Source organism: Virgibacillus halotolerans, assembly GCF_016908515.1.
Taxonomy (GTDB): Bacteria; Bacillota; Bacilli; order Bacillales; family Amphibacillaceae; genus Virgibacillus_M; species Virgibacillus_M halotolerans.
On the sequence record NZ_JAFBEA010000004.1, the window covers coordinates 223,193 to 248,141 of the forward strand.

Below are 24,949 nucleotides of genomic sequence, written 5' to 3' on the forward strand. Positions count from 1 at the left end.
GCTAATTAATCTAATGTTCGGATATTGTAGTCATCAGTTTTCCTAGTCCCTCTAATTCAACTACCATTTCATCTCCATGTTTCAACCAGTTTTTTTCAGATTCTTGTGCGCCTAAAATGACGCCTTCGGGGGTTCCTGTTAAAATAATGTCCCCAGGTACAAGTGTCATATAATGAGATATATAACTGATGATTTCATCGCAATGAAATATCATATCCTTTGTGTTGGATTTTTGGCGAATTTCCCCATTAACAGTGCAACTTATTTCTAATTGATTTGGATTGTCAATCTCGTCGGACGTTACTAAATAAGGGCCAATTGGGCAAAATCCATCTAAGCTCTTTCCAAGCAGCCACTGATTAGACCTAAATTGAAGATCTCGTGCTGATAAATCATTAGCAGCACAATACCCAAACACATGGTCAAGTGCCTTTTCTTGTGACACTTCTTTTGCCTCTTGACCGATAACAATAGCCAATTCCGCTTCATAATCAACCTGCTCAGAATCACGTGGAAGTGTTATAACATCTTTGTGACCTGCAAGTGAATTATTATACTTATTAAACAAAATAGGAGATGTAGGGACTTCACTATTTGATTCCGCTGCATGTTTCCGATAATTTAACCCTACACACACTATTTTACTGGGGGCTATGACACATGGCCCCAAATTGAGTTTGTCTTCTTCTAGAAATTCACATGCCTCTTCTCCTTTGAGTACCTTCTCCTTCAACTCTATAAGCTCGCTCAATCCATTTTCAATTATGGTTTGTGAATCAATAATATCCGGCATTGCAGCTGTTACATTTAAAATTCCTTTTTCAGTTTTTATTCCTAAGTTATTTCCATTTTCTGTTCTTATCGTTACCAAATTCATTACAGTTCTCCTCCCTCTTACACCATTTAAAATTCACTTGCATTGGCAAGATGCCCACCATCAATAACCAATGTTGTACCAGTTATATAAGAGGCCGCATCTGACGCTAGAAAAAAAACGCCGTTTGCAACTTCTAGGACAGTTCCCATACGTTTCATTGGCGTTTTATCTGTTATATTTAGAGATCCTTCTTGTTGTTTTAATTCACGATCCAATGGTGTTTCAATAAACCCGGGTGCAACAGCATTCACTCTAATACCATATCTGGCCAGCTCCACTGCCATCGATTGTGTTAACAGGTTAATACCTGCTTTGGATGTATTATAATGCGCTAACTTTGAACTACCCGAAAGCCCATTTTTAGAGGTAATATTTACAATTGAACCCGCGATGTCCTTCGCTATCATTTTTTTGGAGACGATCTGACTTAACACAAATGTTGCACGTAAATTAATATCCATTATCAGATCCCAATTAGATATAGATATATCTACAAAGGATTCACGCAAAGCCAAGCCAGCATTGTTAATTAATACATCCAACCCATCCCAGTAATCCCATGACTGTTCAATAGCTAAGCGAAGCTCCTTTTCTTGGGCTATATCACATACTATAGCGTGTGCTATTCCTTTTTTCGATTTCAACTGAATTATTGTATCCTTCAAGTTTTTTTCATCTTTATCCAGCAGAATAACACGAGCGCCTTCTTCCAAAAATTTTTCTGCGATACCTCTTCCAATTCCACTTGCTGCTCCCGTAACCAAGACACGCTTATGATTCATTTTCATCCCCCCCAATAACAACTTCCTAAAATTTGATTCCTAAATATTCATGAATAAGTTGCAAATAAACATTTATCGTCTGTTTTAATTCACTGATTTCTACATATTCTGTTTCACTATGTGCTCTACTTTGATCAGGGCCGTAGCAAATAGCAGGTATATTCATACCTTTAACAAAAATCCCAGCATCTGTAACAAGTTTTTTACCAACTAACGGCAACGCTATTCCTCTGGTTTGCTTTACTGACTTCTGAAGTGCTTTGACAAGATCATGCGCTTTATCGATTCGATAACCGTCTCTCACTTTTTTCATTTCCAGAGAAATACTTACCCCATACTTAGATGCCAATTCATTTAATATCTGTCTCATTTGATCTTCCACTTCGTCGTAAGATTCTTCTGGGCCATATCTTCTAACACCTTCTAGAAATGCTTTATTGGGCATTTGATTATAGAAGTTTCCGCTTTGTACATTGCCAATAAAATAAGAAGCATTACCAATATCCTCTATCTGCTTACGCTTAAGGGACTCATTTTCCTTTTCTAACGATTGAATAACCGCTGCTAGTACTGAAATTGGATGTGGTGTGCCATCGAGCGTAAATAATTGGTGACTTGGCTCCCCTTCTCTCTCGATCCTTATATTAAAGGTAGCCGAACCCAATTGTGCAACTGTGCAATCATAGGTTGCGCCCTCCATAACAACCACAGCATCGGCATTCAAATCCAGCTGCTCCGTCAAAGCAGTTAAATCCTCTCCACGCCCCCCTGGACTTTCATGCATACTGTTTGCAATAATAATAATTTCTCCATCTATTTCTAACTCGGCCTGTTTGAGGACTCTTGCGACTTCCAAAATACTGGCCAGAGAACCTTTCATATCACATGTTCCTCTTCCATATATTTTGTTTCCCTCTACATGTGGAGGAGTATGCCCCAATGTTATTACATCCATATGACCATTAAAAATGATCGTTTTTCCGTTAGGATTTGTATTTCCTTGATATCTTGCAACAATCGTAGGGTTATTTGGAATAAACTCATACACTTGAACAGTGAATCCCGAGTTCTCTAATAAAAGTTCATATTGATTGGCTATTTCTACTGTATTACCAGCAGTATTCTGAACCTCAACTAGTTTCAATGTTTCATTAATTACACGTTCCAAATTAACAAGTTTAAATAAATTTTCCATGATTTCCCCTCTCCATTGATTACCATGTATGAACATCCGGAACTTCTATAGGTGTTCCACCATTACGAATTGATTCTTCCGACAGTATACCTGGTAACGTAAATTCTAACGCCTTATAAATATCGATTTTAACTGGCTTATTTTCACGAATACATTGGACAAATTCTTTAACCATAAAGTAATCTGCCCCCCAATGGTGGGATCCTTTTGCTTCCTCAGGAAAATGGATCAATTCAGGAGGAAGGAAATCAGCATAAAAGTCTGATAGTGACATCCATTTTTCACTGGACGCTGCATAATCTTTCAACCATACCCTGTGTTCCTCTCCTGGAACCCTAGGTGATTCATAGCATCCTTTTGTTCCTTGTAAGCTATAATAACCCATGTTATGTGGTCTATTCGATACCATATCTAATCGTATATTGATCAAGGCGCCCTTTTCTGTTCTACATAACATCAATGTGCTATCATCGTTTTCATATTCTGGCACAGTATGTGAACCAGAACCTAGGCAATTCACATATTTAACACGATCGTTAAACCAATCTAAAGTAGGACCAAGGCTATGTGTTGCATACACACTTCCACGTTTCGTAGTAATTTCCTTTCTTCTCCAGGTAGCTTCACCATGCTTATCATAATGAAGATAAGTTACATTATGCAGATATTCACCCTCCGCAAAATAAATCTTGCCAAACACACCAGCTTCAACCATGTTACGAACAGCAACATTTTCTCTTATATAACAGTAGTTTTCTGCCATCATATACTGTGCATTGCTTTTTTTGGCGGCTTGCAGTAATGCCCGGCAATCTTCCACGGTAGTCGCGGCCGTAACTTCAGAAAGAACGTGTATATTCTTGTTTAGCGCTAATATTGCCTGTTGTGCATGCATCTGTATTGGCGACGCAATCACGACAACATCAATATCACAATTTAATAGATCCTCATACTTTGTGAACGCATGCATTACTGGGTGTTCTTTACAAAAGCGATCAACAGCCTCTTTATCCGGATCCATAACCGCTACGACCTCTGCATCATTAAGCTTACCGAAGTCTTCAAAAAAGTGTTTGCCGCGATTTGTTCCCGCAATACCAATCTTTAACTTATCCATACCATATCTCCCCTTAGTTTTCGATAGATTGTCTTTTTTCCCATCCGTCAGAGAAGAGAGGTAAAAAATTATTGGAGTTATATGGATGTTGCTTCACCACATCGAGATTTAATTCCGCTCCCCATCCCGGACGATCACTTACTGTAATATAACCATCCTCCACTTCAATTGGATGGTTTAACAATTGCTGTGTCCAATCAACATTAAAGTCATCAAAGACTTCATGTAGATAAAAGTTAGGTGTTGCTGTATTTAAATGTGCACATACTAGCGAACAAAGCGGCCCTTGTGCACTATGAGGTGCAGTTACGCCGTTATTTGCATGCGTCATCGCAGCAACTTGTTTCGCTGATGTTATACCTAAATATTGCGGTTCTAGTTGGATGATATGAACTGCATTATGTGCTAACAATTCCGAAAACTGTTCGCGACAATAGTAATCTTCCCCACAAGCGATTGGCACTGGGCTACGTTTAGCAACTTCTACCATCGAAGATATCTTCTGTGGTGGCACCGGCGCCTCGAACCAAGTTGGATGATAAGGAAGCATCGCTTCTGCAAACTGTAATGCAGTATGCACACTAAATCGATTGTGTCCTTCTATTAAAATATCAACATTCTGTCCCACCGCCTCCCTTACAGCAGCAATATTTTCAATCGCATAATGAAAATCCGGACGATCAACGACGCGCCAAGCGGAGCCAAATGGATCAAATTTCAGCGCTGTATATCCTTTATCAATAACTTTCTTCGCATTTTCATAAAAGTTATCTGGTGTACTTGCTGTCCGATACCAGCCATTAGCATAAGCTCGCAATTTAGGATGACACTTTCCACCAAGTAGTTTATAAACAGGAACCCCTAAAGCTTTTCCTTTAATATCCCAGCAAGCGTATTCTATACCAGAAAGAGCAGCTCCTTGAATTTGCCCACCATCTGAAAAGTAATCACGGAATAAGCTTAATGAAATATTTTCAACATCAAAAGGATCTTTTCCAATTACTAATCTTTTTAACTCATGAACTGCAGCCTCGGTCGTCTTTGCAAAACCATTTAATGTAGCTTCTCCCAATCCAGTTATCCCTTCATCTGTTTCCACCTGTGTAAACACCCAGTTTTTCCAGTTGTTTCCTACAATAAATGTTTTAACATCAGTAATCTTCAAGTCATTCACGCTCCATCCTATTCATTAGATTAGTATAGTTCTCGTAAAACGAAGTCTATCGCTTCCAAAGTTTGATCAATGATTTCATCTGTATGGCTATAACTAATATGATTTCTCTTTAAATTCATTGGCATTTTAAATATTCCCTTTTCCAATAGCTTCTTACGGTAGGCAACATACATTTCTCCGTCGTTTTGCTTTAAATCGCCATAATTTCTAGGTAACGTATCCATGAAATATGTTGTCCATACAGAACCAAAACCGGTTACGATTGCATTTATACCTAGACGTTTATGAATATCTTGTATTCCAGTTCTCATTTTGTCACCTAAGCGAAAAATATGGTCATGTACCGGTTCTTTTTCCATCATTTCAATTGTAGCTAATGATGCAGCAGTTCCTACGGCATGCCCATTGTAAGTTCCGGCAAACCAAACATCACCGCCCGGTTGCGTGTTATAACGAGCCATATATTTTTTCTTACCCGCCACAGCCGCCATTGGATAACCATTTGCCATTGCTTTCCCCAACGTCGTAAGGTCTGGTGTTACATTGCATATCTTTTGATAGCCTCCCATACCGTGACGAAATCCCGTAATCACTTCATCAAATATAAGTAGTGCATGATAGTCATTACAAAGCTTTCTTAATCCCTGTAAAAAGCCATCATCGGGCAGAACACAACCGATGTTATGGGGTATCGGCTCAACAATAATAGCTGCTACTTCACCATTATTCTGTTTCAAGGTCTGTTCTACATCTTCAAGGTCATTAAATCTACATACGAGCGTATTATCGATTGCCTCCTCTAGCATCCCTGCAGACCCCGGATCTCTTTTGCCAATTTTATCCCAATCACTGAGCATGTTACGTGCTACATAATCGTGCCAGCCATGATAACAACCCTGGAATTTAATTAACTTAGGACTATCAGTAACCGCGCGCGCTAATCTAATTGCATGATACGTAGCTTCTGAACCGGAATTGCAAAATAATACTTGTTCTGACGACGGAACATACTCACATATTTTCTTTGCTAACGCTATCTCTAGATCTGTCGTTCCTACACCAAATAAATCGGTACGTTCTATTGCTTCAATAACTTTTTGATTAACGTAAGTATAGTTATGGCCTAATACGAACGGGCCAAAAGCTGCTTGATAATCAATGTACCTATTCCCCTCAACATCAGTAATGTATGGTCCGCTAGCCTCTTTGAAAATGAGATGGGGTTCTACATTTCTAATTGACGTATGCACCCCGCCTGGAGAATAAATATTTGCTTCTTCATACATCTTAGCGTTTTTATTTTTGGTCATCATGATAACCTCCTATGATTTATATGTTTCATCATTAAATTGAACCGAGACTTTTCGATATGGAATGTGCGGTCTCTTGCACCCTTTTGATCAAAGTCTCACTCGTTTCCAATTGCAGCATCGAAGTATGGCCAGCAATACTTACTGCACCAACAACCTCACCATCCGCCCCACTAAATACTGGAACGCCAATGCACCGAACACCTATCTCACCTTCTTCATCCTCTAATGCATATCCTTTTTCCTTTATGGTTTTTAAAGATTGTTTAAACTCCCTGTTATCCGTGATCGTATTTGCAGTATGTCTGGTTAACTTTTTTTCGGCCAAGATCTTATCCACCACATCTTCTTCTAAGTGTGCAGCAATTGCTTTACCCAAGCCGGCAATATGAAATTCAGATCTCAAGCCAGGAAATGTGGAGAACTTAATAAACGAATCTGGCTCTTCTTTTGCAACATATAATAATTCCCCTTCATCTAGGACACCTAAATGAACGGTATATCCTGTATCTTTCATTAAATTTTCAATGTATGGTTGAGCAACTTTTACAATATCTACTTTAGATATATAAGACATTCCTAATTCATAAAGTTTCACACCGATTTCATATTCACCTCCTTTATTTTTCTTAACAATGTCGTATGACTCTAGTACACTCAATATCGTAAAAACAGTTGCTTTAGATAATTCCAGATGTTTGTGTATCTCGGTAACCGTATTTTTTCTTTGGCCTGTAGCAATTAAATTTAATATCGCTATAGACTTCTCTAACGCAGGGACGCTATATTTTTTCATTCTTTACGTCACCCTTCCTTTTCCAGCTATAATATTGTCAATTAATTTTGTTAGTTAAATGAGTATATATCTGATCGTTTCCCTTTTCATTTTAGCCTTCTGTTAAATAGAGGAATCGCTCACCCGGAGACATTATTTTAAACTTTTGGTTTGGGTAATGTTCATAAATGTAATGCACAAAATATGCTGGGTTTTCCGTATTTGACTGAAATAGGTCATAATGAGCCGGTATGATAAGATCAATTTTTGCAGCCTGTGCCAGCTCAATTGCATCGCGAAAGTCCATATTCCCTTGCACTCCTTGTGTTGATCTATACCAATCACTTCCATTAATCGGTAAATATGCAACACCAATCCCATGAGGACGTAGGTATTCAACTAATTGATCAAATACAACTGTATCTCCGGCATGATAGAAAACTACACCATTTATTGCTAAAACATAGCCAACGTAATAATGTTCACTATTCTTATCCAAAAGGAATGCTTCATGCTTCGCTGGAATAGTAGATATTGTAATACCATTTACTTTCAATACCTTTGAAGTCTTTGCTGAATAAATCCTACTTGTACTTATTCCTAATTGCTCTAGCGTGCTTACAGATGGCGCTGGACAGACAAATTGAGCATATGGCGAGTTTTCAGCAATCCCTTCCAATGTTTCAGGATCAAGGTGATCTAAATGGTCATGTGAAATAAATACAATATCTGCATTTTTAATTTCCTCTGGATTTAATGGTGGATCAAAATTCCGATTTAATAAACCTGCTGGTTCTACAAGTTGATTATCTTCAATATAGTTTGAAAGATAAGGATCAAAGTAGCATATTAGATCATCTGATTTTAGTACTAATCCAGATTGCCCTAAATGCCAGATCGCAATTGCATCGTCATTTACTTTTGTTCCATTGATCTGATCCATCAGCGACTTACCATAGCGATATATATGCTTTTGTGACAATTGAATCCCCTCTCATGATTGTTCTGTATAATAAACTATATTCCGTATGATAAATTATATGTTAATCAATATATAATTTAATTTGTGTATGCAAAAATTATGGAAACGAAAAAGGCCATGAGATGTGTCTTCTCATAGCCTTTTTCATATTTCCTTTTTATCATTGCATGAAATAAAGGTTTATTATACTTCCTTTATAACCTAATCGCCTTGTTCTTTTCACTAGATTCATAAGCAGCTAAAGCAACTTCCAAAGATTTCAACCCATCGTATCCAGTGATTGAGGGGTTTTTATTTTGTTCCACACATGCAACAAAATCTTTGACTAAATCAACGTCCATATTGTTACCGAATGGTACATGTTTTAATGGCTTCGTACCACCTATGTACATTCGGTAATGTTCTTTTAAGGCATCAACATGTACTGTTTGCTTTGTACCAATCACCTCAATGGTTATATCTCCCCACGTCGGGTAAGCGTTAAACTTTGACCAACTAGCATCATGTGTGGCAGTAATGCCATTATCAAATTCCAATGTCAGAATCCCAGCATCATCAATGTCGATGTTATGGAAATAAGAGTCAACAATCCCGTGTACTTCGCAAACTTCCTCTCCGGAATACCAACGCATAATATCTACCATATGTACGGTATGATCTAATACTGCGCCACCACCTGATTGCTCCTTATCAATAAACCAACCTCCTGGATTTTGCCCACGATTTGTAGTACGAAAAGCAACTATTTCACCCAGTTCTCCATCATCAATCATTTGCTTTAATTGCTGAATGGGGTTATTAAATCGGACAGGGTAAGCAACTTGTAAAATAACCCCATTTTCTTCGCAGGCACGAATCATTTCTTTGGCATCTTCGACTGTTGTTGCAATAGGCTTTTCAACCAATATATGTTTTTTCGCCGCAGCTGCTTTTAGTACCATTTCTTTATGTCGATTGTTTTCACTGCAAATAATGACAGCATCCATTTCTGTTTTCAGGAAATCACTTTGATTAGCGACGTATTTTGTATGATACTGTTCAGTAGCTTTTAATCCTCTTGCTCGATCATCGTCAAAAATGCCAACTAATTCCACGCCCGAAATATCCTTCAATCCATCTGCATAACTATACGCATGCATATGTGCAAAACTCATCATTCCTATCTTCATCTGTTCACACCATCCTTTAGCAGTTTGCGGCATTTTTCCAAATTGACTAGGAGTTTTTGATCGACAGGATAAGATTTATTCAAAATTGACGCTGCTTGGATCTTTAACGAAAGAGATGTTGTCTTATTGTCTTCAGAAATAAGTGGGCGCATTTCATCACTGTTAAATTCTAGAATTTGTTCGATACCATTCCACTCTAATTCAATCTGGTTTTTATTTGCTAGCGTATATTCCACATGTGCCATCGTTCCGTTGCCAAAGTTTAATGTCACAATAACATGATACGGTTTAACATGGTTGTCTGTCCGCTTTGCGTATGCGCTTTTAGGGTCTCCAAATAGCGCGGTGATTACAGCAATATCTTCCACAAGCAATGATTCGTCTTTATCCGTTTTTGTTATCCTTCGATACCGGAACACACCCTTAGGTTTATTCTGTGCCCCAATTATTTCTCTGGCCTTTTCAAAGAAAGGATAGTTTTCCAATTCAAAATAAATGTTACTATTTTCTTTTTCCTGGACATCCGCTAACAATGAAGATGGAACATAGATATTATTTTCGCCGTATTTCACTTTATGAAGATTGGATAAAACTACTGCTTCCTGCCCATAAATCTGATTATCAAACTTCAGCATATCCGGATCTGCGATAATTACATTTGCCATATCTTAATTATCCCCTTTCTACTAAAAAGTTTTGAATGGCTTTCGCTACGCCATCCGCTTCATTCGTCTCTGTAACCTGGTCTGCTACTTGTTTCAATCGATCATCCGCATTTCCCATTGCTACCCCAAGTCCAGCAGCTTGGATTAATTTAAAATCATTCAGATTGTCACCTATTGCCATTACGTCCTCCATGCCAATACCCAGGTACGTACAAATTTTTTGTACACCCATTTTCTTAGAAATTCCTTTAAACGAAAACTCTAAGTTAACAGGGGAAGAACTCGTAATTTCTAACGTATCAGTACCTTGAATACGCCTTTTTAATTGATTGATTACTTGTTGGTCATCATGCTTGATACCAAATTTCATCCAATCACGATGGAACATTGCTTCCGTCCAATTCTTCTGATTGGTGAGACCTTCTACACTGTAGCCCCAGAAGGAAGCTCCTATCTCTATCGCCAAACGATGTAACATATGGATATTTTCTCTACTGATAAAATGGCGGCTCAAGAGCTCTCTATCTTTACCCCATATCTCTGCACCATTCACCAAAACCATCGGCGAATCCATTTTTAATTCTTTACGAAAATCTGCAACCCTTTGAAGCCCTCGTCCCGTTGCAAAGATAACAAAAACGCCTGCCTCTATTGCTCGGGATATCCATACTTTTGATTCCGCTGTAATGCGTTTGTCTTTTGTAAGTAACGTTTCATCTAAATCAAGTGCTAACAATCGGTACTTTGTCAATTTACCTCTCCTTTTATCAAAAATTAAATCACCAAAATGCGGCGACGAAAAAGGTTCCACAACTATAAGTCGTTAGAATAATGATACATTAATATCAATTTTCAGTAAATAGTTCTTTATAGGGACACCTCTAAACAAAACATTCCATACTTGTATATCTACAAGTCTATCTGTACAATTGATTCTTTATCGTACATACTTATCTAGTATATAGTATTAAAAATCATACCACTAACTAGGGGTGAAATTTATGGGACATATTTGTTCAAGAGAATTTAACTGTGAAAAGGAATTAACCCTTGCTGTTATTGGTGGCAAGTGGAAGATGCTTATTTTGTGGCATTTAGGAAAAGAAGGAACACAACGGTTTAATGCGTTGAAAAGGCTCATGCCTGGAATCACCCAGCGGATGTTGGTGAGTCAGCTCCGTGAACTAGAATCCGATTTTATTGTTCATCGTGAAGTATATCCTGTTGTACCACCAAAAGTAGAATACTCACTGACAGAACGCGGAGAATCATTAATGCCGATTCTAGCGTCTATGTATAGTTGGGGCATCGAATATAAAGCCTTTATAGATGAAAAACTGGCTGAAGAAGACGAAATTACCGTGAACGATTAATCTTTCCAAACCATGCACAGCAAATTTGCTGTGCATGGTTTTTTTAATTGTGTCACTCGACTTTCCACCTTTACAGTATACTTTTTAGCACTATGTGGGAATAAAGTGCGTACTATCTTTTATATCAACAGACCTTTAGAATAGGATCAAGTTAGAAAACTACAATAAGGGGAGAGATCATATATGAAATTACAATTGGCATTAGATCTAGTGAATATTCCAGAAGCAATAGAATTAGTCAATGAGGTGCAAGAGCATATCGATATTGTTGAAATTGGCACACCGATTATCAATAAAGAAGGCCACCATGCGGTAAAAGCAATGAAAGATGCTTTCCCATCATTAACAGTGCTTGCCGATGTGAAAATTATGGATGCTGGTGGTTATGAAGTAATGAACGCATCACAAGCCGGTGCCAGTATTGTCACAGTACTCGGAGCTACAGATGATGAAACAATAAAAGGCGCTGTAGAAGAGGCAAAAAAACAGGGATCCGAAATTCTAGTTGATATGATTAATGTAAAAGACATTGAGCAGCGCGCGAAAGAATTAGATGCACTGGGTGTTGATTATATCTGTGTCCATACAGGCTATGATCTACAGGCAGTTGGGGTAACGCCATTCAGCCAATTGACAACAATTAAAAATGTGGTAAAGAACGCCAAAACTGCGGTAGCAGGTGGCATCAAGTTAGAAACGATTCCTGAAGTGATTAAAGCACAGCCGGATCTTATTATTGTAGGGGGCGGAATTGCGAATCAGGATAACAAAAAAGATGTAGCTGCTGAAATTGAAAAACAAATTAAAGAAGCAATGACGGTATAATGATGCCGAAACAAACAGTTCGGTATACAGACGAAATTCTAAAAGAGCTACAGCGTACGACAGCATTAATCCGTGATGAAGAAACTGAACAGCTTGTAACTGGCATCTTAGAAGCAAAAAAGGTGCTCGTCGCTGGTGCGGGACGATCCGGTTTGATGGCCAAATCATTTGCAATGCGTATGATGCATGTCGGACTTGATCCGTATGTTGTAGGGGAAACCGTCACACCCAATTTGGAAGCAGATGATATCTTTATCGTAGCATCCGGTTCGGGGGAAACAAAAAGCCTTGTACCCATGGTAGAGAAAGCGAAAGGTATTGGCGCAACAGTTGCACTCGTTACCATTTCACCTGATTCAACCATCGGAAAAATGGCGGATATCACCATAGAAATACCCGCCCAAGCTAAATCAGAAACAGGAAACAAATCCATCCAACCGATGGCCTCTCTTTTCGAACAAAGTCTTTTACTCGTTTACGATGCTGTCATTTTAAGCGTTATGGAGAAAAAAGGTATGGATTCAGAGACAATGTATGGCAGGCATGCAAATTTAGAATGATTTTTGTGATGGGTCCCGCATTTGTGAATAACGATGCGGGACATTTTTGGATACATCTTCCTCAAGCATCCAGGCGCTTCCTAAAAGCCCTACCCCTATCCCAATTCCGGGTAAAAGATAACTTTCCCAAAATTTTCTGTTCGGTTGATTATTTTATCAAATGTCTCAGGACCTTGTTGTAAATGTAATCGGTGGGAAATGATCGGTTTCACATTTATTTTTCCAATTCCCATATAATGTACGGAAGCGTTCCATTCTATACCGGGGAAAGGAGCCGATAGTGCATTCCATGATCCTAATATCGTTAATTCATTTCTTACGATCTTTTCAAAATAGAATCGCGCTATATTTATATCTGCATATGGAATACCCATAAACACAACTTGCCCGCCTTTTTTGGGTAACGCCAGTACCTGCGCAGATGTGATCGGGGATCCCGCTGATTCAATGGCAACATCAACACCATATTCGATCTGCTCATGTGCAGGTTTTTCCAGTGAGTTGATGACGACGTCTGCCCCGACTTGTTTGGCCACTTCTAGCTTGGAGTCATCTATATCAATCGCGTAAACTTTCTCCGCGCCGAATATTTTTGCCCATTGAATGGCAAGCAGTCCAATATTACCACAACCCATAATCGCTACTTCAGCCCCCGGCTGGATATTCGTACGGTAAAAACCATGTGCAACAACGGCTGATGGCTCAACCATTGCAGCGGTATCGAAATCAACAGTATTTGGAATTGGAATGACATTTTCGGCTGGTAGTTTTACATATTCTGCATATGCGCCAGGACGGTAAGCGCCAATAACATGCAGATGCTCACAGCGTGATAATTCACCCTTCCTGCAGCTTGCACATTTTCCACAATAAAAGGTCGGACAGCCTGCTACACGGTCACCAACTTTGATCGTTCCAACATCAGTACCAACTGCCGTCACTTCCCCGGAAAATTCATGTCCGAAAGTCACGCCTTCCACATAGGGACCTAATTTGTTGTATCTGGAAATATCAGAGCCACAAATCCCGACAGCTTTTACTTTAATGATGACATCATCTGTCGCTTCAATAACTGGTTCAGCGGTTTCTTCAAAACGGATATCTTGTTTACCATAAAGTTTTAGGGATCTCAATCTCTACCACCCTTTCTTTGTTGCCTTTTCTTAATTCGCCGATTCGTTCCCAACCTTTTTTTTGCTGAAAATAAGTTTATATAATGCAAAGCCTACAATAAGCGAGTTGAAAATCATCTGATATTCAAAATAAAAATCACCTATTGCCCGCATTGGCCCTAACATAAAATCCAGAAGTGTATTTACCATTATCTCACCCTCATTTTCTGACACCGTGATTGATATTGATGTTACTTTTCCTCTTTATCTCAATCGACCGGTGTTAACAATACTTTGATCGCTTCTCCGCTTTTAATGGCCTGATATGCTTCTTCCCACTGTGTAATATCAAATTCATGTGTCACCATTGCCTTCGCATTTACACTGCCATTATTCATAAGTTCAAGAGAGGGTTCCCAATCTGTAGGCTTTTGACTTCTACTTCCACGAACGACAATTTCTTTTTGAATGACTTTCTCCATATCAAATGAAACGTCGGCTTGGGCGAAAATTCCCACCTGGCCATATTGACCTTTTTTACGTAGTAGATCCAGTCCTTGTTTCGCAGCGGGTACCGCTCCGGAACATTCGAATACAACATTCGCACCGTAACCGTTTGTCAGGCTGTTCACAAATTCTTTAATATCTGCTTCCTGTGTATTAACCACGTAATCAATTCCTAATTCTTTTGCTTTATCCAAACGAACCCGGTCATTGGTTAAACCTGTAATAATAACGGTTGCTCCACGACTTTTCGCAACTTGTGCAGTAAACAGACCAATCGGACCAGGTCCAATCACAACGACAATATCACCTTCATTTATTTCTGTCTTTGCAACGGCATGGTGCGTACATGCCAGCGGCTCAGTCATTGCTGCCGATTGATAATCAACATGTTCCGGCAGCTTATGCACACTTGCTGCACGTGCAATTAAATATTTCGCAAACCCACCGTCTTGCTGTGTACCAAGACCTTTACGATAATTACATAAGTTGTAATCACCTGCTCGGCAATATTCACATTCCCCACAAATATAGAAAGTTGTTTCTGATGTAACGCGATCACCAAGTTGGAAATTCGTAACACCTTCACCAACGGCCACGATTTCCCCGGAAAGTTCATGGCCTAATGTAACAGGCGCCGCAACTTTGTAATGCCCTTCATACGTATGAATATCAGAACCACAAATTCCTGCATACTTGACTTCGATTTTCACTTGATATGCGCCGGGTTCAGGTACTTCTTTATCCTGAATTTCCAGATTTCCAAACCCTAGTTCTGTTTTCACTAATGCTTTCATGACCATTCCTCCATTCAAGCCAGATTAATTAAATAAACTAAACAATTTAAAGATGATCCAGTTAACGATATTACCTCCTTGGTCAATACTCGAAATACGTGCTGATCCTTCAGGCATATCAAAATTAGCGTTCGCTGCCATTTGTGTAAACACTGGTGCAACATCTGTCGCTATATAGAGTGAAATCGCAATCATAATGGTACCGACAATAACAGAATGAACAATATTCCCTCTCGCAGCACCAACAATAAATGCGACGATAAATGGAATGGTAGCTAAGTCACCAAAGGGAAGCACAGCATTACCTGGTAAAATAACTGCCAGTACAACAGTAATTGGCACTAAAATTAATGCGGTTGAAATAACTGCTGGATGTCCAAGTGCAACCGCCGCGTCTAGCCCAATATAAATTTCTCTATCACCAAATCGTTTATTTAACCATTCACGTGCAGATTCCGATACAGGCATTAAACCTTCCATCAGGATCTTCACCATGCGTGGCATTAATACCATAACAGCTGCCATGGCCATCCCAATTTCGATGATGTCTCCAACGCTATATCCTGCTAGCGCACCGATTACGACACCAAGGAATAGTCCAATGAATATCGATTCTCCGAAAATACCAAATCGCTTTTGAATCGTATCCGGATCCGCGTTCCAGTTTTTTAACCCAGGAACTTTTTGGACTAATTTCACTAGAAAAATACCTGGCGCATAAGAAATCGTACTACCAGTCGCAATAGAGACACCCGGTAATTCATAAAACTCGCTCATCATCGGTGCAGTCCAATCCGCAACCTTTAGTGCAACAATTTGGAAGATCACTGCTGCAATCAGACCTTGAATAATACTTCCAGAAATCGCATAGACCATTGCTGCCATAAACGTATAATGCCAGAAGTTCCAAATATCGACATTCATCGTTTTTGTTGTTTTCGTTAAAAGCATGACGACGTTTACAACGAGGCCAAGCGGAATAACAAATGCCGCTACAACGGACGCCCAAGCAATGGAGGATGTTGCAGGCCAACCCACATCAATCACATTCAAGCTAACACCCAAGCGTTCAACCATCCCTTGTGCTGCAGGCCCCAGGTTATCAACAAGCAAATCTATTACTAAGAAAATACCAACAAATGCAACACCAATTGTTAAACCGGAACGGAAAGCTTTTCCAGGCTTCTGTCCAAAAAATAAACCTAATAAAAAGATGACTATCGGTAGGATTACGGTTGCCCCTAAATCTAGAAAGGCTTGTATAAAGTTAACAAATCCTTGCATGGTTTATCCCCCCATATTTATATGGTGAATCCCGATCTCTTCTAATAGAAGAAATCGAGACACAATGATCTTATAATGCGTGTTCAAAAAGGAGGATAAAAAGGACCAAGAAGTTCAAGGCAGCGTAGCTTTGAGTAGCGGAACGTATGTTATTAATACGTGAGCAACGGAAAAGCGAGCTAACGAAGAAATTCGATGTGTCATTTTTACCGGACTTTTTGAACAACCTCTAACACTTATTTTTTCAACTCATTCAAAATCTGCTTCTTCGTATCCTCAACGCCAATCCCAGTCAAGAAGTTTCTTGCATTAATGACAGGGAATGGGTATTCCTTTTTCGTCATGGCCGTTGTTACTAATAGGTCTGCTGTATCCTCATAAGAACCAACTTCAGTGATTTTAATTTGTTTCAAATCAAGCTTCAAATTATGTTCCTTTGCCATTTCTTCAATCGCACTATTCACTACTGTTGATGTTGCAATTCCAGCACCACATGCTACTAATACTTGTTTCATTACACTTCACCTCCTTCAAATGATAGATCCAATTTCTTTGCTAATAGCTTTTTAATGTTTGCCTTGTTGTCCTCATTTGCTAAATAGTTTAATGTGGCTTCATCCTGAAAGATTTGCATCAGACTTTGAAGCAATGTTAGCTGGTCATCAGCCCGATCCATCGCCAGCATAAATATGATCTTCACTGGTGTCATCGTCTCCTCATCACCCATCACACCAAAGCCAACAGGATCTTTTAAAATAGCAACACTTATCGCCTTTTGTTTCACATGCTCCACATCCGTATGTGGAATGGCAACCGAAACGCCCTTTGTCGGCAGCCCTGTTGCAAATGCCGACTCTCTGGCAACAATTGCTTTGGTAAAGCTTTCTTCAACGAGGCCGCTTTCCTGTAAGTTTTTCCCCATGACAGTTAATACTTCTTCTTTCGTTGTTGCTTCTAAATCTAGAAGAATAATAGATTCATCCAAAAAAATTCCACTCATATGCTGCACTCCTTACCCAGGTTGTTATTTACGCCATTGCATATTTTTTTATAATTGTATAAATAGCTTCAATCGAAGCTGCATCAATAAGTTCATTACGATCTTCATCTGCCGCAGCTAATTTCAATAATTGCATTAATGCCTTTAAATGCATCTGCTTATCAACTGCTGCAATAATAATGACTAAATGAATCGAATAGTCTTCCGTAAAAAATACGCCCTCTTCTAACCTTAGTAGACTCATCGAAACTTCATTGACACCCTCATCAGGCGCAGCATGTGGTATTGCAATATTTGGCCCAATCACAATATAGGGGTCCTTGTCATAATGATCGGTCATCGCTTTCACATATGCTGGCTCAATCTGTCCACCCTCTATCAATGGCTGTGCAGCAACTTGAATCGCCTCTTCCCAAGAAGTCACAGCTTGTTTCAACGTAATCCTAGCGGGCGTAATTAAATCGCTTAGTGTAACTAAAGCGCGGGAATCCTCCTGGTTGATTACAGATGCTGTATCATCACGTTGAATATAGCGTAATAAGTCTTTTGATAACTGCTGCTCATCCTTAATCGTTGCATGGTTTTTGATAATGTCCATCACTTGCTCCATATTAAAATCAGACGGAATATAGTCATACAGCTCGAGCATCACTTGTTTCCGCAAACGAGCCTTTTCTTCCCGTTCCAGAAATGAACTCGTAATAAAGAGTTTCTTACTTGTTTCTAAAGAAACCGGCGAGAATACGATGTCATAATCGAGTTGATAGTGATCAAATTCCCGTATGGACAGGGAATCAAGAAAAATAAACTCTGGAAATAGTTCTCTCAATTCACTAAGCATCAGCCTCGAAACCGATACACCATTCGGACACACAACAAGCGCTTTCACTTTTTCCTGAATACGGTCCCCCTGCCTTGTTAACCATCCACCAATTAACATTGTCAGGAAGGTTGTTTCGTTTTCAGGGATTTTCGTTCCAATTAAAGCTTCCAGTGGCCCTGTCGATTGTTGTACCAAATGATGTAATTCCTTAAATTCATCACTTACCGCATGTGGGGCTTCATTTACTTCAGTTAGATGATATTTGATACGATAATAGGCCGGCTTTATGTGCAGTAATAATTTATTTAACAGTTGCTCCCTATCTTGTAAAAATATTACAGCTCTCTTTTCAAACAATCGCAGCATGTCATCAATTGCCTGCATCAAATTTGGTATTGCCTCTTCCGTTAAAAATGCTGACCAATAAACGTTCGCTGTAAGCAGATGGAGTGTAATAAAAAGCCGCTCTTCCACCGGTATAGATTCCATATCATATAAAATTTCCTCTGTGGCATGGTACTCTTTCGTATCTGATAACTCCTCGTACTTAATGTAAAATGATTTGATCATATGACCTTGCTTAATTCTTTTGATTACGAGTACCAAAATATAAGGCATCGTTGCGATCATTTCATCCGTAAACTTCAAATTCAATTTCTTTTCAACTTTGTCAATCCGACTACTTATTTCGTTTAGTTCCATTTCATCAATCACAGCCAGCTTACAAATACGCTCCGCACCATTGTTCATCTCTAAAATCTTCGTGGTCACATGCATGAGTAATTTCCTCACATGAAATTCGTCGCCTTCCATCAGATATCCTGACCGTCTGGAGTATCGTATGGATAAGTCATATTCAGCTATAAAATCCTGTACCTGCTTTAAATCACTCAGAATTGTATTTTTACTAACCTCCAATTCACTTGTGAAATGAAATAATGAGAGTGATTCGTTACTTAAGATCATCATCACGATCATGTACATTCTTTGTTCCTCAGGTAAGATGTTTTTATCCTGGGTCAAATCCTGCTCGATATTCAAATTCGTAAAAACCGTCTGATCGATCATGAAATAACCCTGTCTGGTTCGTTCAATGACTGGCAGATTCCCTTCCATCAACCAATCATTTATTTTGTCCATGCTATAACCAAGCTGTCTGCGGGTAATATGATACTTCTTTTCAATATCCTTACTATTCATGCTCGGATTGCTTAATAATGTTTCCAGAATTCTATTACTGCGATCATCAAGTTTCATGATAACCCCTCTTTCACTTTTAATTGTATCACCGAATAGCATCGCTAAGAATACGCTTTCATCGCAATCCACTGAACAGATTATGTACATTACTTTGTTTTACAGTTGCAAATGCGGTCCACGCTACACATCTTTTAACTTCAACTGTAGCATTTCTATTTTACTATGGAATCTTACCCTGTCATATTTAATCTGTATTTGACGATAAAGCCAATTCTATGTTTATCAATTTATTTATGTGACAGCCGCATCTATTGAAACGATAACCAGTTTAACTACATTTTGGGCTTTTGCAGATATGGCTAACGCACTGATGATGATTCCGAATTTAATTGCCCTACTTCTCTTATACAAAGTCGTTGTGAAGGAAACGAATGACTGCTTTGCAAATCCGGTAACGAGAGCACAGAAAATCAGTTAAATTAGCGTACCTAAAAAAGACTTCTATGACGATTCATAGAAGTCTTTTGTGTTTATCCATATGAGATTGATAGACCTAATCTATTATCAGGCTTTTCATCCAAAGAACAAACGCTGTAATTACCATCCATAAATAAACAGATCCATAGAGGACACGTTGTAACAGGCCACCAGGGAAATCTGTAAATATAAGCTGGAAAAATAAAAGTATTAAAGCAGCTGTTGTAAGTAACACAAAAAAGAAAGTCCAGCGCGCTAATTTGGGCATTTGCTTACGAATCGCAAACCCAATCATCATTAAAGCTGGGATTTGTACAACCATCCCCGGAAGTGAACCTAGTGTATGCCAAAGAAAATTTATATCGGCGGGAAAGATTCCAGAAATGGTATAGCTAAGTCCATAGATGACAAGTAAAAACGTGGCGATTCTAGTTTGTCTCTGATTCGGCCAAAATTGGTGTAAAGAAATGGCCCCAACAAATATGACAATGCCTGTGATTGCAAACGTCCAATTCATCAACAAATGATACGGTGAACATATTTCATAAGGTGCCAGTGGGTATGTTTCCCTTCCACATATAGTTACTCCGAGATCACTCATAGGTTGTGCAAATATACTATAGTAGGAAGTAGTTGCCCTGATGACAATATACTCAAAAACAAAGTATAAACTTAAGGCTATCCAGCATATAAAGCCAATTTTTGCGGTCATTGCACGTTTGTTTCGCAAAAGAAGGGTTCCACAGAGTACGATGATGGATAGTGCTGACATCCAGAAATAAGTGCTCATTTTTCAATCTCCCCTCTATCTAAACCATTCCTTCACAACGCTACCCTTGGATTGAACCTTCCTCAACCCACTGGATTTGTATCTTCTGATCTCCTTTCAACCATCGAAGTAATGGCCGATCTTTAGATACGATCCTGCCAACTACATTTACCTTTTCATCTGCAGGTAAATCTATTTTTGTAATTTGTATCTCCCCCTGATACCGTAAGTAATCTTTATTATCGATCGTTATGGAACCAATAGACCTTTCAACGCAATGGTAAGGCAAAATTTCTTCTCCCCTAAAACCGGAGTTTTTCCTCGAATCCACAGATCGAAAACAATCGCGAGCACTATCGGGACGATTTTTATGGAATCCCTCTATACGATTTAACATTTCTTGACCAACTTCTTTATGAGGTACTGCATGCAATAAAACTTCCTGATCTTTATACGCATTAAACTGTGCTAAGGTTTCATCATTTATCGCCATGTCACCAATTAAAACTTTATCAACATGTGCTTGCTTTTGAAGTTCTATATATGCTGCAAATGGTGAGATATGCCGATGGCTTTCAATTGTTGGCAAGCTTTGATAAAGTGGTCCTCTCAATTCACCTTCACCAGGAATAAATGCCATAATGGTCAAACCAGCTTCTTTTAACCATTTATTTTTATCAGTGAATTCATGAATATCCAGTCCTGTTTCCGGCCTTGGATAAAAATTATGCCAGGCTTCGACTGCGTCTGTATTTAATCCCGCAATTTTCAAACGTTGTAATCCTTCCTGTGTAATTGTGCTTGCATTTAAAGCGATTTTCATTTTATGTGAGAGGGCTACAATGGTTGATTCCGGTACACCATAATCAATACGCAATCCCGTTAGTCCCCAACTCAACAGTTGTTCCGTATGAGACCAATTAATACCAAGCTTTTCTAAAGAAGCAGGAGAAATATCTGCAATTAGCTCCATATTCAATTGTGAAGCTAACTTCCCAAGATCTTTTAGCTGTTTTTCATCATTCGAATTAGCATCTTCAGGTATATGAAGTGATGTAAAAATAGAACGAAAACCATTTTCATGCATTTTTCTTATATATGCTTCTTGATCAGAAACCTTTTTATCTCCTAGATAGATTGAAATTCCCAACATAATGACCTCGCACCTTCCATATTAAAATTGAAAATGGGAGATTGGAATATCCCCCATTTTTTGTTGCTTGACTGTTTTCGTATTTTTTTCAACTGTTGCTTTTCTCGCTGGATTCGACTGCCCAGCGCCCCATTTAATCATTACAAATAAGGATCAGACACTTTATCTTCACGGCGTTATTTGCGCAGTAATAGTGTAGGAAATACACGAAGACTCCTGCTGGAACAGCGAAGACGATGAGACCCCGTAGCGTTCTTTGCGAGGAGGCTCAACGCGAGCCAGCGGAAAGCGAAGTGTATTTCCGAAGCGTAGATAAGCGTTCAATTTATTATGTTGTAATTTATACTTACTTTTAAGATTCATTATATAGAAAAGACAACAAACTTCTCGGTAGGACGAACTCAGGCTGCAGTCCCAATCTTTAGAGGACAGACCTTTGCATATAAGGGGTGAACAAGGTACCCCTTGATTTTCTTATTAAATATTATCCGCCATTTCTTCTTTAAATCCAAATAAATAAGTGAATATAAAACCAAATACATAAGCAATTACTAGACCAATAAAGTAACTGAAATATTTACCATCTGTAATAAGTGGAATTAAGGATAAACCGGATACACCAATGCCTGCAGCTGCCGTTTGCATCACTGCTTGAAACGCTCCGCCAATTGCGGCTCCAAGGCTTGCTGTAATAAATGGTCTGCCCAAAGGCAGTGTTACCCCGTACAATAATGGTTCACCAATACCTAAGAATCCTACTGGTAAACTACCTTTTATAATATTTTTTAAGCGTTTATTTTTTGTCTTCACATAAATAGCAACTGCCGCACCAACTTGTCCTGCACCCGCCATCGCTAAAATGGTTAATAAGGCTGTACCGCCATATGTGTTAATCAATTCAAGATGAATTGGCGTTAAACCATGATGTAAACCAACCATCACCAACGGTAAGAAAAAGCCAGCTAATAGTGCACCAGCAATCACTCCACCAGTATCAATTAAAGTTGTTAATCCCTGTGTAATGCCATCTGATAAAACACCTGCAACTGGTATCACTGCATATAAGGAAACGATACCAACAAAAAGCACGGTAATTAAAGGTGTAAAGATGATATCGACTGCAGCAGGTATTACTTTTCTCACCCTTTTTTCAACAAAGGCCATTAACCAAGCAGCAAATATAACACCAAACAAACCACCTCTTCCAACAACTAAAACTTCCCCGTAAATCGTAATATCCTCTAGCATTGGATTAAACAAGAACATCCCTGCGATGGCACCAAGTACTGGCGTTCCACCGAATTCTTTTGCTGTATTCCAACCAACTAAAATAGCCAAATAGGTAAAGATACCGCTTCCAAGTAAAAGCAAAATTTTCATCCAGGTTGCTTCATCATTCGCACCAGCATTTAATGCAAAGTTAGCAGCACCATTTATGATCCCAGAAGCCACAAGTCCTGGAATTAACGGAATAAAGATGTTACCTATACGACGAAGGAAGTTTTTAAATAGCGTTTTGTTTTTTCTTTTTATATTTTCCTTCTTGATTTCCGCTTGTTCTTCAAAGGTAAGTTCTCCCACATCGGGTTCTGCTTCTTCCCCTATACCAAGCCCTGTCAATTGGCTTAATTCTTCTGCTACCCGATTGACAGTTCCAGGGCCAATTACGATTTGCAATGTTTCATCAGCAACAACACCCATGACACCATCTATTTGCTTCAGTTGATCATAATTTGCTTTCGTATCATCTTTTAGAGACAATCTTAAACGTGTCATGCAATGTGTCAGTCGTTTCAGATTGTCCTTTCCCCCTACTTCAGCTAAAATCCCCTTAGCCATCTCTTTTTCTTTTGCCATGTCAAACCACTCCCCTTTATTTTGCTAAAACATTTCTTACAAATCCATCTCCTTCTGCTAACTTTACTACTGCTTCCTCGTAAGGACATTGTAGTAAAATCATCACAATTGCTGTTTTGACATGATGATTCGCCTGTTCGAAATAATCGTTTGCAGTGTCATAATCTACATTTGTTGCTTCCATAATAATTCGCTTGGATCTTTCTTCTAATTTGTAATTTGTTGGCTTCAAGTCCACCATGAGATTCTGATACACTTTACCAATACCAACCATTGCAGTAGTAGATATCATATTTAATACAATTTTTTGTGCTGATCCCGCCTTTAATCTTGTTGAACCAGTCAGTACTTCAGATCCTGTGTTAAGTTCAATAGCTACTTGTCCATATTCACTCATTTTTGCCTTTGTATTACACGTAATGCTGACCGTATTCGCCCGCTGACTATTTGCATATTGTAATGCACCAATCACATACGGTGTACGACCACTTGCTGCGATACCAATTACGGTATCCTTTTCCGTTACATTAATTTCTTTCAGGTCTGATTCACCCAATGCTGTATTGTCCTCAGCACCTTCAACGGCATTCGCAATCGCTTTCATTCCACCGGCAATAATACCTTGGACCATATCCGGCGAAGAGCCAAAAGTCGGTACACATTCCACAGCATCCAAAACTCCCAATCTACCACTGGTTCCAGCACCTATATATATTAATCTCCCATTATTTTTAAAAGAGTGTATCGCCATCTTAACTGCTTCTTCTATCTTGGGTAATTCCTTCTCAATAGCTGCTACCATACCTTTATCTTCTTGATTCATCATTTTTAAAATATCTAAAACTGGCATCTGATCCAGATCCATCGTATTTTCATTTCTTGTTTCCGTCATTAATTTTTCCAACAAAACATCATCTCCTTCACTATATATATTAACCTCTGTTGAAATTAAATGTCAATAAATATACCAATTTTACCGACATTTAATTTCAATAAAGGCAAAAAAACTATTTTCTTCCTTTCAATACTTCTTCTTTTGTTGATTCATATTGCTCCATCACTTCACCCCGTAGATAATTGACAATTTCGTAAACCGACTGTATTCTTACCTTAATTATTCAATTTATTATTAAATTTCGTGATTTGAAATAATTCAGGTTGGGAGTTGC

The 24,949-nt window shown here is 38.8% G+C and carries 25 protein-coding genes and 1 pseudogene; 4 read left to right on the forward strand and 22 right to left on the reverse strand.

The window, feature by feature from the left end; all coding sequences use genetic code 11:
- Positions 1 to 10 precede the first annotated feature (10 nt).
- The 11 genes from JOC34_RS12110 to JOC34_RS12160 form a co-directional block, all read right to left on the reverse strand.
- A complete protein-coding gene (locus JOC34_RS12110; protein ID WP_205137029.1) occupies positions 11 to 877 on the reverse strand; it encodes a fumarylacetoacetate hydrolase family protein in 867 nt (288 codons plus the stop codon).
- Positions 878 to 903: 26 nt separating this feature from the next.
- The gene (locus tag JOC34_RS12115) at positions 904 to 1,659 is read right to left on the reverse strand and encodes an SDR family NAD(P)-dependent oxidoreductase (RefSeq protein WP_205137030.1); all 756 of its coding nucleotides are present in this window, start codon (positions 1,657 to 1,659) and stop codon (positions 904 to 906) included.
- 25 nt (positions 1,660 to 1,684) lie between these two features.
- On the reverse strand, positions 1,685 to 2,854 hold the full coding sequence (locus JOC34_RS12120; protein ID WP_205137031.1) for a M20 family metallopeptidase: 1,170 nt from the start codon (positions 2,852 to 2,854) through the stop codon (positions 1,685 to 1,687).
- Between the two features lie 19 nt (positions 2,855 to 2,873).
- Complete coding sequence (locus JOC34_RS12125) at positions 2,874 to 3,971, reverse strand: Gfo/Idh/MocA family protein (protein WP_205137032.1); 1,098 nt, start codon at positions 3,969 to 3,971, stop codon at positions 2,874 to 2,876.
- Positions 3,972 to 3,984: 13 nt separating this feature from the next.
- Positions 3,985 to 5,136, reverse strand: coding sequence for a mandelate racemase/muconate lactonizing enzyme family protein (locus JOC34_RS12130; RefSeq protein ID WP_205137033.1), 1,152 nt, complete (start codon positions 5,134 to 5,136; stop codon positions 3,985 to 3,987).
- Positions 5,137 to 5,165: 29 nt separating this feature from the next.
- Complete coding sequence (locus JOC34_RS12135; protein ID WP_239544339.1) at positions 5,166 to 6,455, reverse strand: aspartate aminotransferase family protein; 1,290 nt, start codon at positions 6,453 to 6,455, stop codon at positions 5,166 to 5,168.
- 34 nt (positions 6,456 to 6,489) lie between these two features.
- Positions 6,490 to 7,251, reverse strand: a complete 762-nt coding sequence (locus JOC34_RS12140; RefSeq protein ID WP_205137035.1) for an IclR family transcriptional regulator — start codon at positions 7,249 to 7,251, stop codon at positions 6,490 to 6,492.
- A gap of 91 nt (positions 7,252 to 7,342) precedes the next feature.
- Positions 7,343 to 8,212 carry an MBL fold metallo-hydrolase gene (locus JOC34_RS12145; RefSeq protein ID WP_205137036.1) on the reverse strand — a complete coding sequence of 290 codons (870 nt, stop codon included), beginning with the start codon at positions 8,210 to 8,212 and terminating at the stop codon, positions 7,343 to 7,345.
- 194 nt (positions 8,213 to 8,406) lie between these two features.
- Positions 8,407 to 9,381 (reverse strand): Gfo/Idh/MocA family protein, encoded by a 975-nt coding sequence (locus JOC34_RS12150; protein ID WP_205137037.1) that lies wholly within the window; start codon positions 9,379 to 9,381, stop codon positions 8,407 to 8,409.
- Positions 9,378 to 10,046, reverse strand: a complete 669-nt coding sequence (locus tag JOC34_RS12155; RefSeq protein WP_205137038.1) for a hypothetical protein — start codon at positions 10,044 to 10,046, stop codon at positions 9,378 to 9,380. Before JOC34_RS12155 ends, JOC34_RS12150 begins: the two co-directional genes overlap by 4 nt.
- Before the next feature lie 7 nt (positions 10,047 to 10,053).
- Complete coding sequence (locus tag JOC34_RS12160) at positions 10,054 to 10,797, reverse strand: Cof-type HAD-IIB family hydrolase (protein WP_205137039.1); 744 nt, start codon at positions 10,795 to 10,797, stop codon at positions 10,054 to 10,056.
- A 250-nt stretch (positions 10,798 to 11,047) separates the two neighbouring features.
- Here JOC34_RS12160 and JOC34_RS12165 point away from each other — a divergent pair, with 250 nt between their 5' ends.
- The 3 genes from JOC34_RS12165 (at position 11,048) to hxlB (ending at position 12,804) form a co-directional block, all read left to right on the forward strand.
- The gene (locus JOC34_RS12165; RefSeq protein ID WP_205137040.1) at positions 11,048 to 11,419 is read left to right on the forward strand and encodes a winged helix-turn-helix transcriptional regulator; all 372 of its coding nucleotides are present in this window, start codon (positions 11,048 to 11,050) and stop codon (positions 11,417 to 11,419) included.
- Positions 11,420 to 11,602: 183 nt separating this feature from the next.
- Positions 11,603 to 12,244 carry a 3-hexulose-6-phosphate synthase gene (gene hxlA, locus JOC34_RS12170; protein ID WP_205137041.1) on the forward strand — a complete coding sequence of 214 codons (642 nt, stop codon included), beginning with the start codon at positions 11,603 to 11,605 and terminating at the stop codon, positions 12,242 to 12,244.
- 2 nt (positions 12,245 to 12,246) lie between these two features.
- The gene (gene hxlB, locus JOC34_RS12175) at positions 12,247 to 12,804 is read left to right on the forward strand and encodes a 6-phospho-3-hexuloisomerase (RefSeq protein WP_205137042.1); all 558 of its coding nucleotides are present in this window, start codon (positions 12,247 to 12,249) and stop codon (positions 12,802 to 12,804) included.
- Between the two features lie 95 nt (positions 12,805 to 12,899).
- On the opposite strand, the gene JOC34_RS12180 is transcribed toward hxlB, so the two are convergent.
- The 7 genes from JOC34_RS12180 to JOC34_RS12210 form a co-directional block, all read right to left on the reverse strand.
- A complete protein-coding gene (locus JOC34_RS12180) occupies positions 12,900 to 13,937 on the reverse strand; it encodes a galactitol-1-phosphate 5-dehydrogenase (protein ID WP_205137043.1) in 1,038 nt (345 codons plus the stop codon).
- A gap of 30 nt (positions 13,938 to 13,967) precedes the next feature.
- Positions 13,968 to 14,126, reverse strand: a complete 159-nt coding sequence (locus tag JOC34_RS12185) for a hypothetical protein (protein WP_205137044.1) — start codon at positions 14,124 to 14,126, stop codon at positions 13,968 to 13,970.
- Positions 14,127 to 14,185: 59 nt separating this feature from the next.
- Entirely contained in the window at positions 14,186 to 15,217 is a 1,032-nt protein-coding gene (locus tag JOC34_RS12190; RefSeq protein ID WP_205137045.1) for a zinc-binding dehydrogenase, read from the reverse strand.
- Between the two features lie 24 nt (positions 15,218 to 15,241).
- The gene (locus JOC34_RS12195; protein WP_205137046.1) at positions 15,242 to 16,501 is read right to left on the reverse strand and encodes a galactitol-specific PTS transporter subunit IIC; all 1,260 of its coding nucleotides are present in this window, start codon (positions 16,499 to 16,501) and stop codon (positions 15,242 to 15,244) included.
- A 236-nt stretch (positions 16,502 to 16,737) separates the two neighbouring features.
- Positions 16,738 to 17,016, reverse strand: a complete 279-nt coding sequence (locus JOC34_RS12200; RefSeq protein WP_205137047.1) for a PTS sugar transporter subunit IIB — start codon at positions 17,014 to 17,016, stop codon at positions 16,738 to 16,740.
- Positions 17,016 to 17,501 carry a PTS sugar transporter subunit IIA gene (locus tag JOC34_RS12205; RefSeq protein WP_205137048.1) on the reverse strand — a complete coding sequence of 162 codons (486 nt, stop codon included), beginning with the start codon at positions 17,499 to 17,501 and terminating at the stop codon, positions 17,016 to 17,018. The genes JOC34_RS12200 and JOC34_RS12205 overlap by 1 nt, the downstream gene beginning before the upstream one ends.
- Positions 17,502 to 17,529: 28 nt before the next feature.
- A complete protein-coding gene (locus JOC34_RS12210) occupies positions 17,530 to 19,581 on the reverse strand; it encodes a BglG family transcription antiterminator (RefSeq protein WP_205137049.1) in 2,052 nt (683 codons plus the stop codon).
- A 223-nt stretch (positions 19,582 to 19,804) separates the two neighbouring features.
- On the opposite strand from JOC34_RS12210, the pseudogene JOC34_RS12215 reads away from it, so the two are divergent.
- A pseudogene (locus JOC34_RS12215) lies at positions 19,805 to 20,002 on the forward strand (alanine:cation symporter family protein); the annotation flags it as partial.
- Positions 20,003 to 20,077: 75 nt separating this feature from the next.
- Here the strand turns inward: JOC34_RS12215 and JOC34_RS12220 are convergent.
- The 4 genes from JOC34_RS12220 to murQ all read right to left on the reverse strand — a co-directional run bounded on the left by JOC34_RS12220 (position 20,078) and on the right by murQ (position 24,687).
- A complete protein-coding gene (locus JOC34_RS12220) occupies positions 20,078 to 20,791 on the reverse strand; it encodes a DUF998 domain-containing protein (protein ID WP_205137050.1) in 714 nt (237 codons plus the stop codon).
- Between the two features lie 40 nt (positions 20,792 to 20,831).
- A complete protein-coding gene (locus JOC34_RS12225; protein WP_205137051.1) occupies positions 20,832 to 21,923 on the reverse strand; it encodes a DUF871 domain-containing protein in 1,092 nt (363 codons plus the stop codon).
- Positions 21,924 to 22,400: 477 nt separating this feature from the next.
- Positions 22,401 to 23,780 (reverse strand): PTS transporter subunit EIIC, encoded by a 1,380-nt coding sequence (locus tag JOC34_RS12230; RefSeq protein ID WP_205137052.1) that lies wholly within the window; start codon positions 23,778 to 23,780, stop codon positions 22,401 to 22,403.
- A 16-nt stretch (positions 23,781 to 23,796) separates the two neighbouring features.
- Positions 23,797 to 24,687 carry an N-acetylmuramic acid 6-phosphate etherase gene (gene murQ / locus JOC34_RS12235; protein WP_205137053.1) on the reverse strand — a complete coding sequence of 297 codons (891 nt, stop codon included), beginning with the start codon at positions 24,685 to 24,687 and terminating at the stop codon, positions 23,797 to 23,799.
- Between the last annotated feature and the right edge of the window lie 262 nt (positions 24,688 to 24,949).

Bases quoted from the DNA above. Each gene is read 5' to 3' on its own strand.
- JOC34_RS12110 (WP_205137029.1), bottom strand. From the start codon at position 877: ATGAATTTGGTAACGATAAGAACAGAAAATGGAAATAACTTAGGAATA.
- JOC34_RS12115 (WP_205137030.1), bottom strand. From the start codon at position 1,659: ATGAATCATAAGCGTGTCTTGGTTACGGGAGCAGCAAGTGGAATTGGA.
- JOC34_RS12120 (WP_205137031.1), bottom strand. From the start codon at position 2,854: ATGGAAAATTTATTTAAACTTGTTAATTTGGAACGTGTAATTAATGAA.
- JOC34_RS12125 (WP_205137032.1), bottom strand. From the start codon at position 3,971: ATGGATAAGTTAAAGATTGGTATTGCGGGAACAAATCGCGGCAAACAC.
- JOC34_RS12135 (WP_239544339.1), bottom strand. From the start codon at position 6,455: ATGACCAAAAATAAAAACGCTAAGATGTATGAAGAAGCAAATATTTAT.
- JOC34_RS12140 (WP_205137035.1), bottom strand. From the start codon at position 7,251: ATGAAAAAATATAGCGTCCCTGCGTTAGAGAAGTCTATAGCGATATTA.
- JOC34_RS12150 (WP_205137037.1), bottom strand. From the start codon at position 9,381: ATGAAGATAGGAATGATGAGTTTTGCACATATGCATGCGTATAGTTAT.
- JOC34_RS12155 (WP_205137038.1), bottom strand. From the start codon at position 10,046: ATGGCAAATGTAATTATCGCAGATCCGGATATGCTGAAGTTTGATAAT.
- JOC34_RS12165 (WP_205137040.1), top strand. From the start codon at position 11,048: ATGGGACATATTTGTTCAAGAGAATTTAACTGTGAAAAGGAATTAACC.
- hxlA (WP_205137041.1), top strand. From the start codon at position 11,603: ATGAAATTACAATTGGCATTAGATCTAGTGAATATTCCAGAAGCAATA.
- hxlB (WP_205137042.1), top strand. From the start codon at position 12,247: ATGCCGAAACAAACAGTTCGGTATACAGACGAAATTCTAAAAGAGCTA.
- JOC34_RS12185 (WP_205137044.1), bottom strand. From the start codon at position 14,126: ATGGTAAATACACTTCTGGATTTTATGTTAGGGCCAATGCGGGCAATA.
- JOC34_RS12190 (WP_205137045.1), bottom strand. From the start codon at position 15,217: ATGAAAGCATTAGTGAAAACAGAACTAGGGTTTGGAAATCTGGAAATT.
- JOC34_RS12195 (WP_205137046.1), bottom strand. From the start codon at position 16,501: ATGCAAGGATTTGTTAACTTTATACAAGCCTTTCTAGATTTAGGGGCA.
- JOC34_RS12200 (WP_205137047.1), bottom strand. From the start codon at position 17,016: ATGAAACAAGTATTAGTAGCATGTGGTGCTGGAATTGCAACATCAACA.
- JOC34_RS12205 (WP_205137048.1), bottom strand. From the start codon at position 17,501: ATGAGTGGAATTTTTTTGGATGAATCTATTATTCTTCTAGATTTAGAA.
- JOC34_RS12210 (WP_205137049.1), bottom strand. From the start codon at position 19,581: ATGAAACTTGATGATCGCAGTAATAGAATTCTGGAAACATTATTAAGC.
- JOC34_RS12220 (WP_205137050.1), bottom strand. From the start codon at position 20,791: ATGAGCACTTATTTCTGGATGTCAGCACTATCCATCATCGTACTCTGT.
- JOC34_RS12225 (WP_205137051.1), bottom strand. From the start codon at position 21,923: ATGTTGGGAATTTCAATCTATCTAGGAGATAAAAAGGTTTCTGATCAA.
- JOC34_RS12230 (WP_205137052.1), bottom strand. From the start codon at position 23,780: ATGGCAAAAGAAAAAGAGATGGCTAAGGGGATTTTAGCTGAAGTAGGG.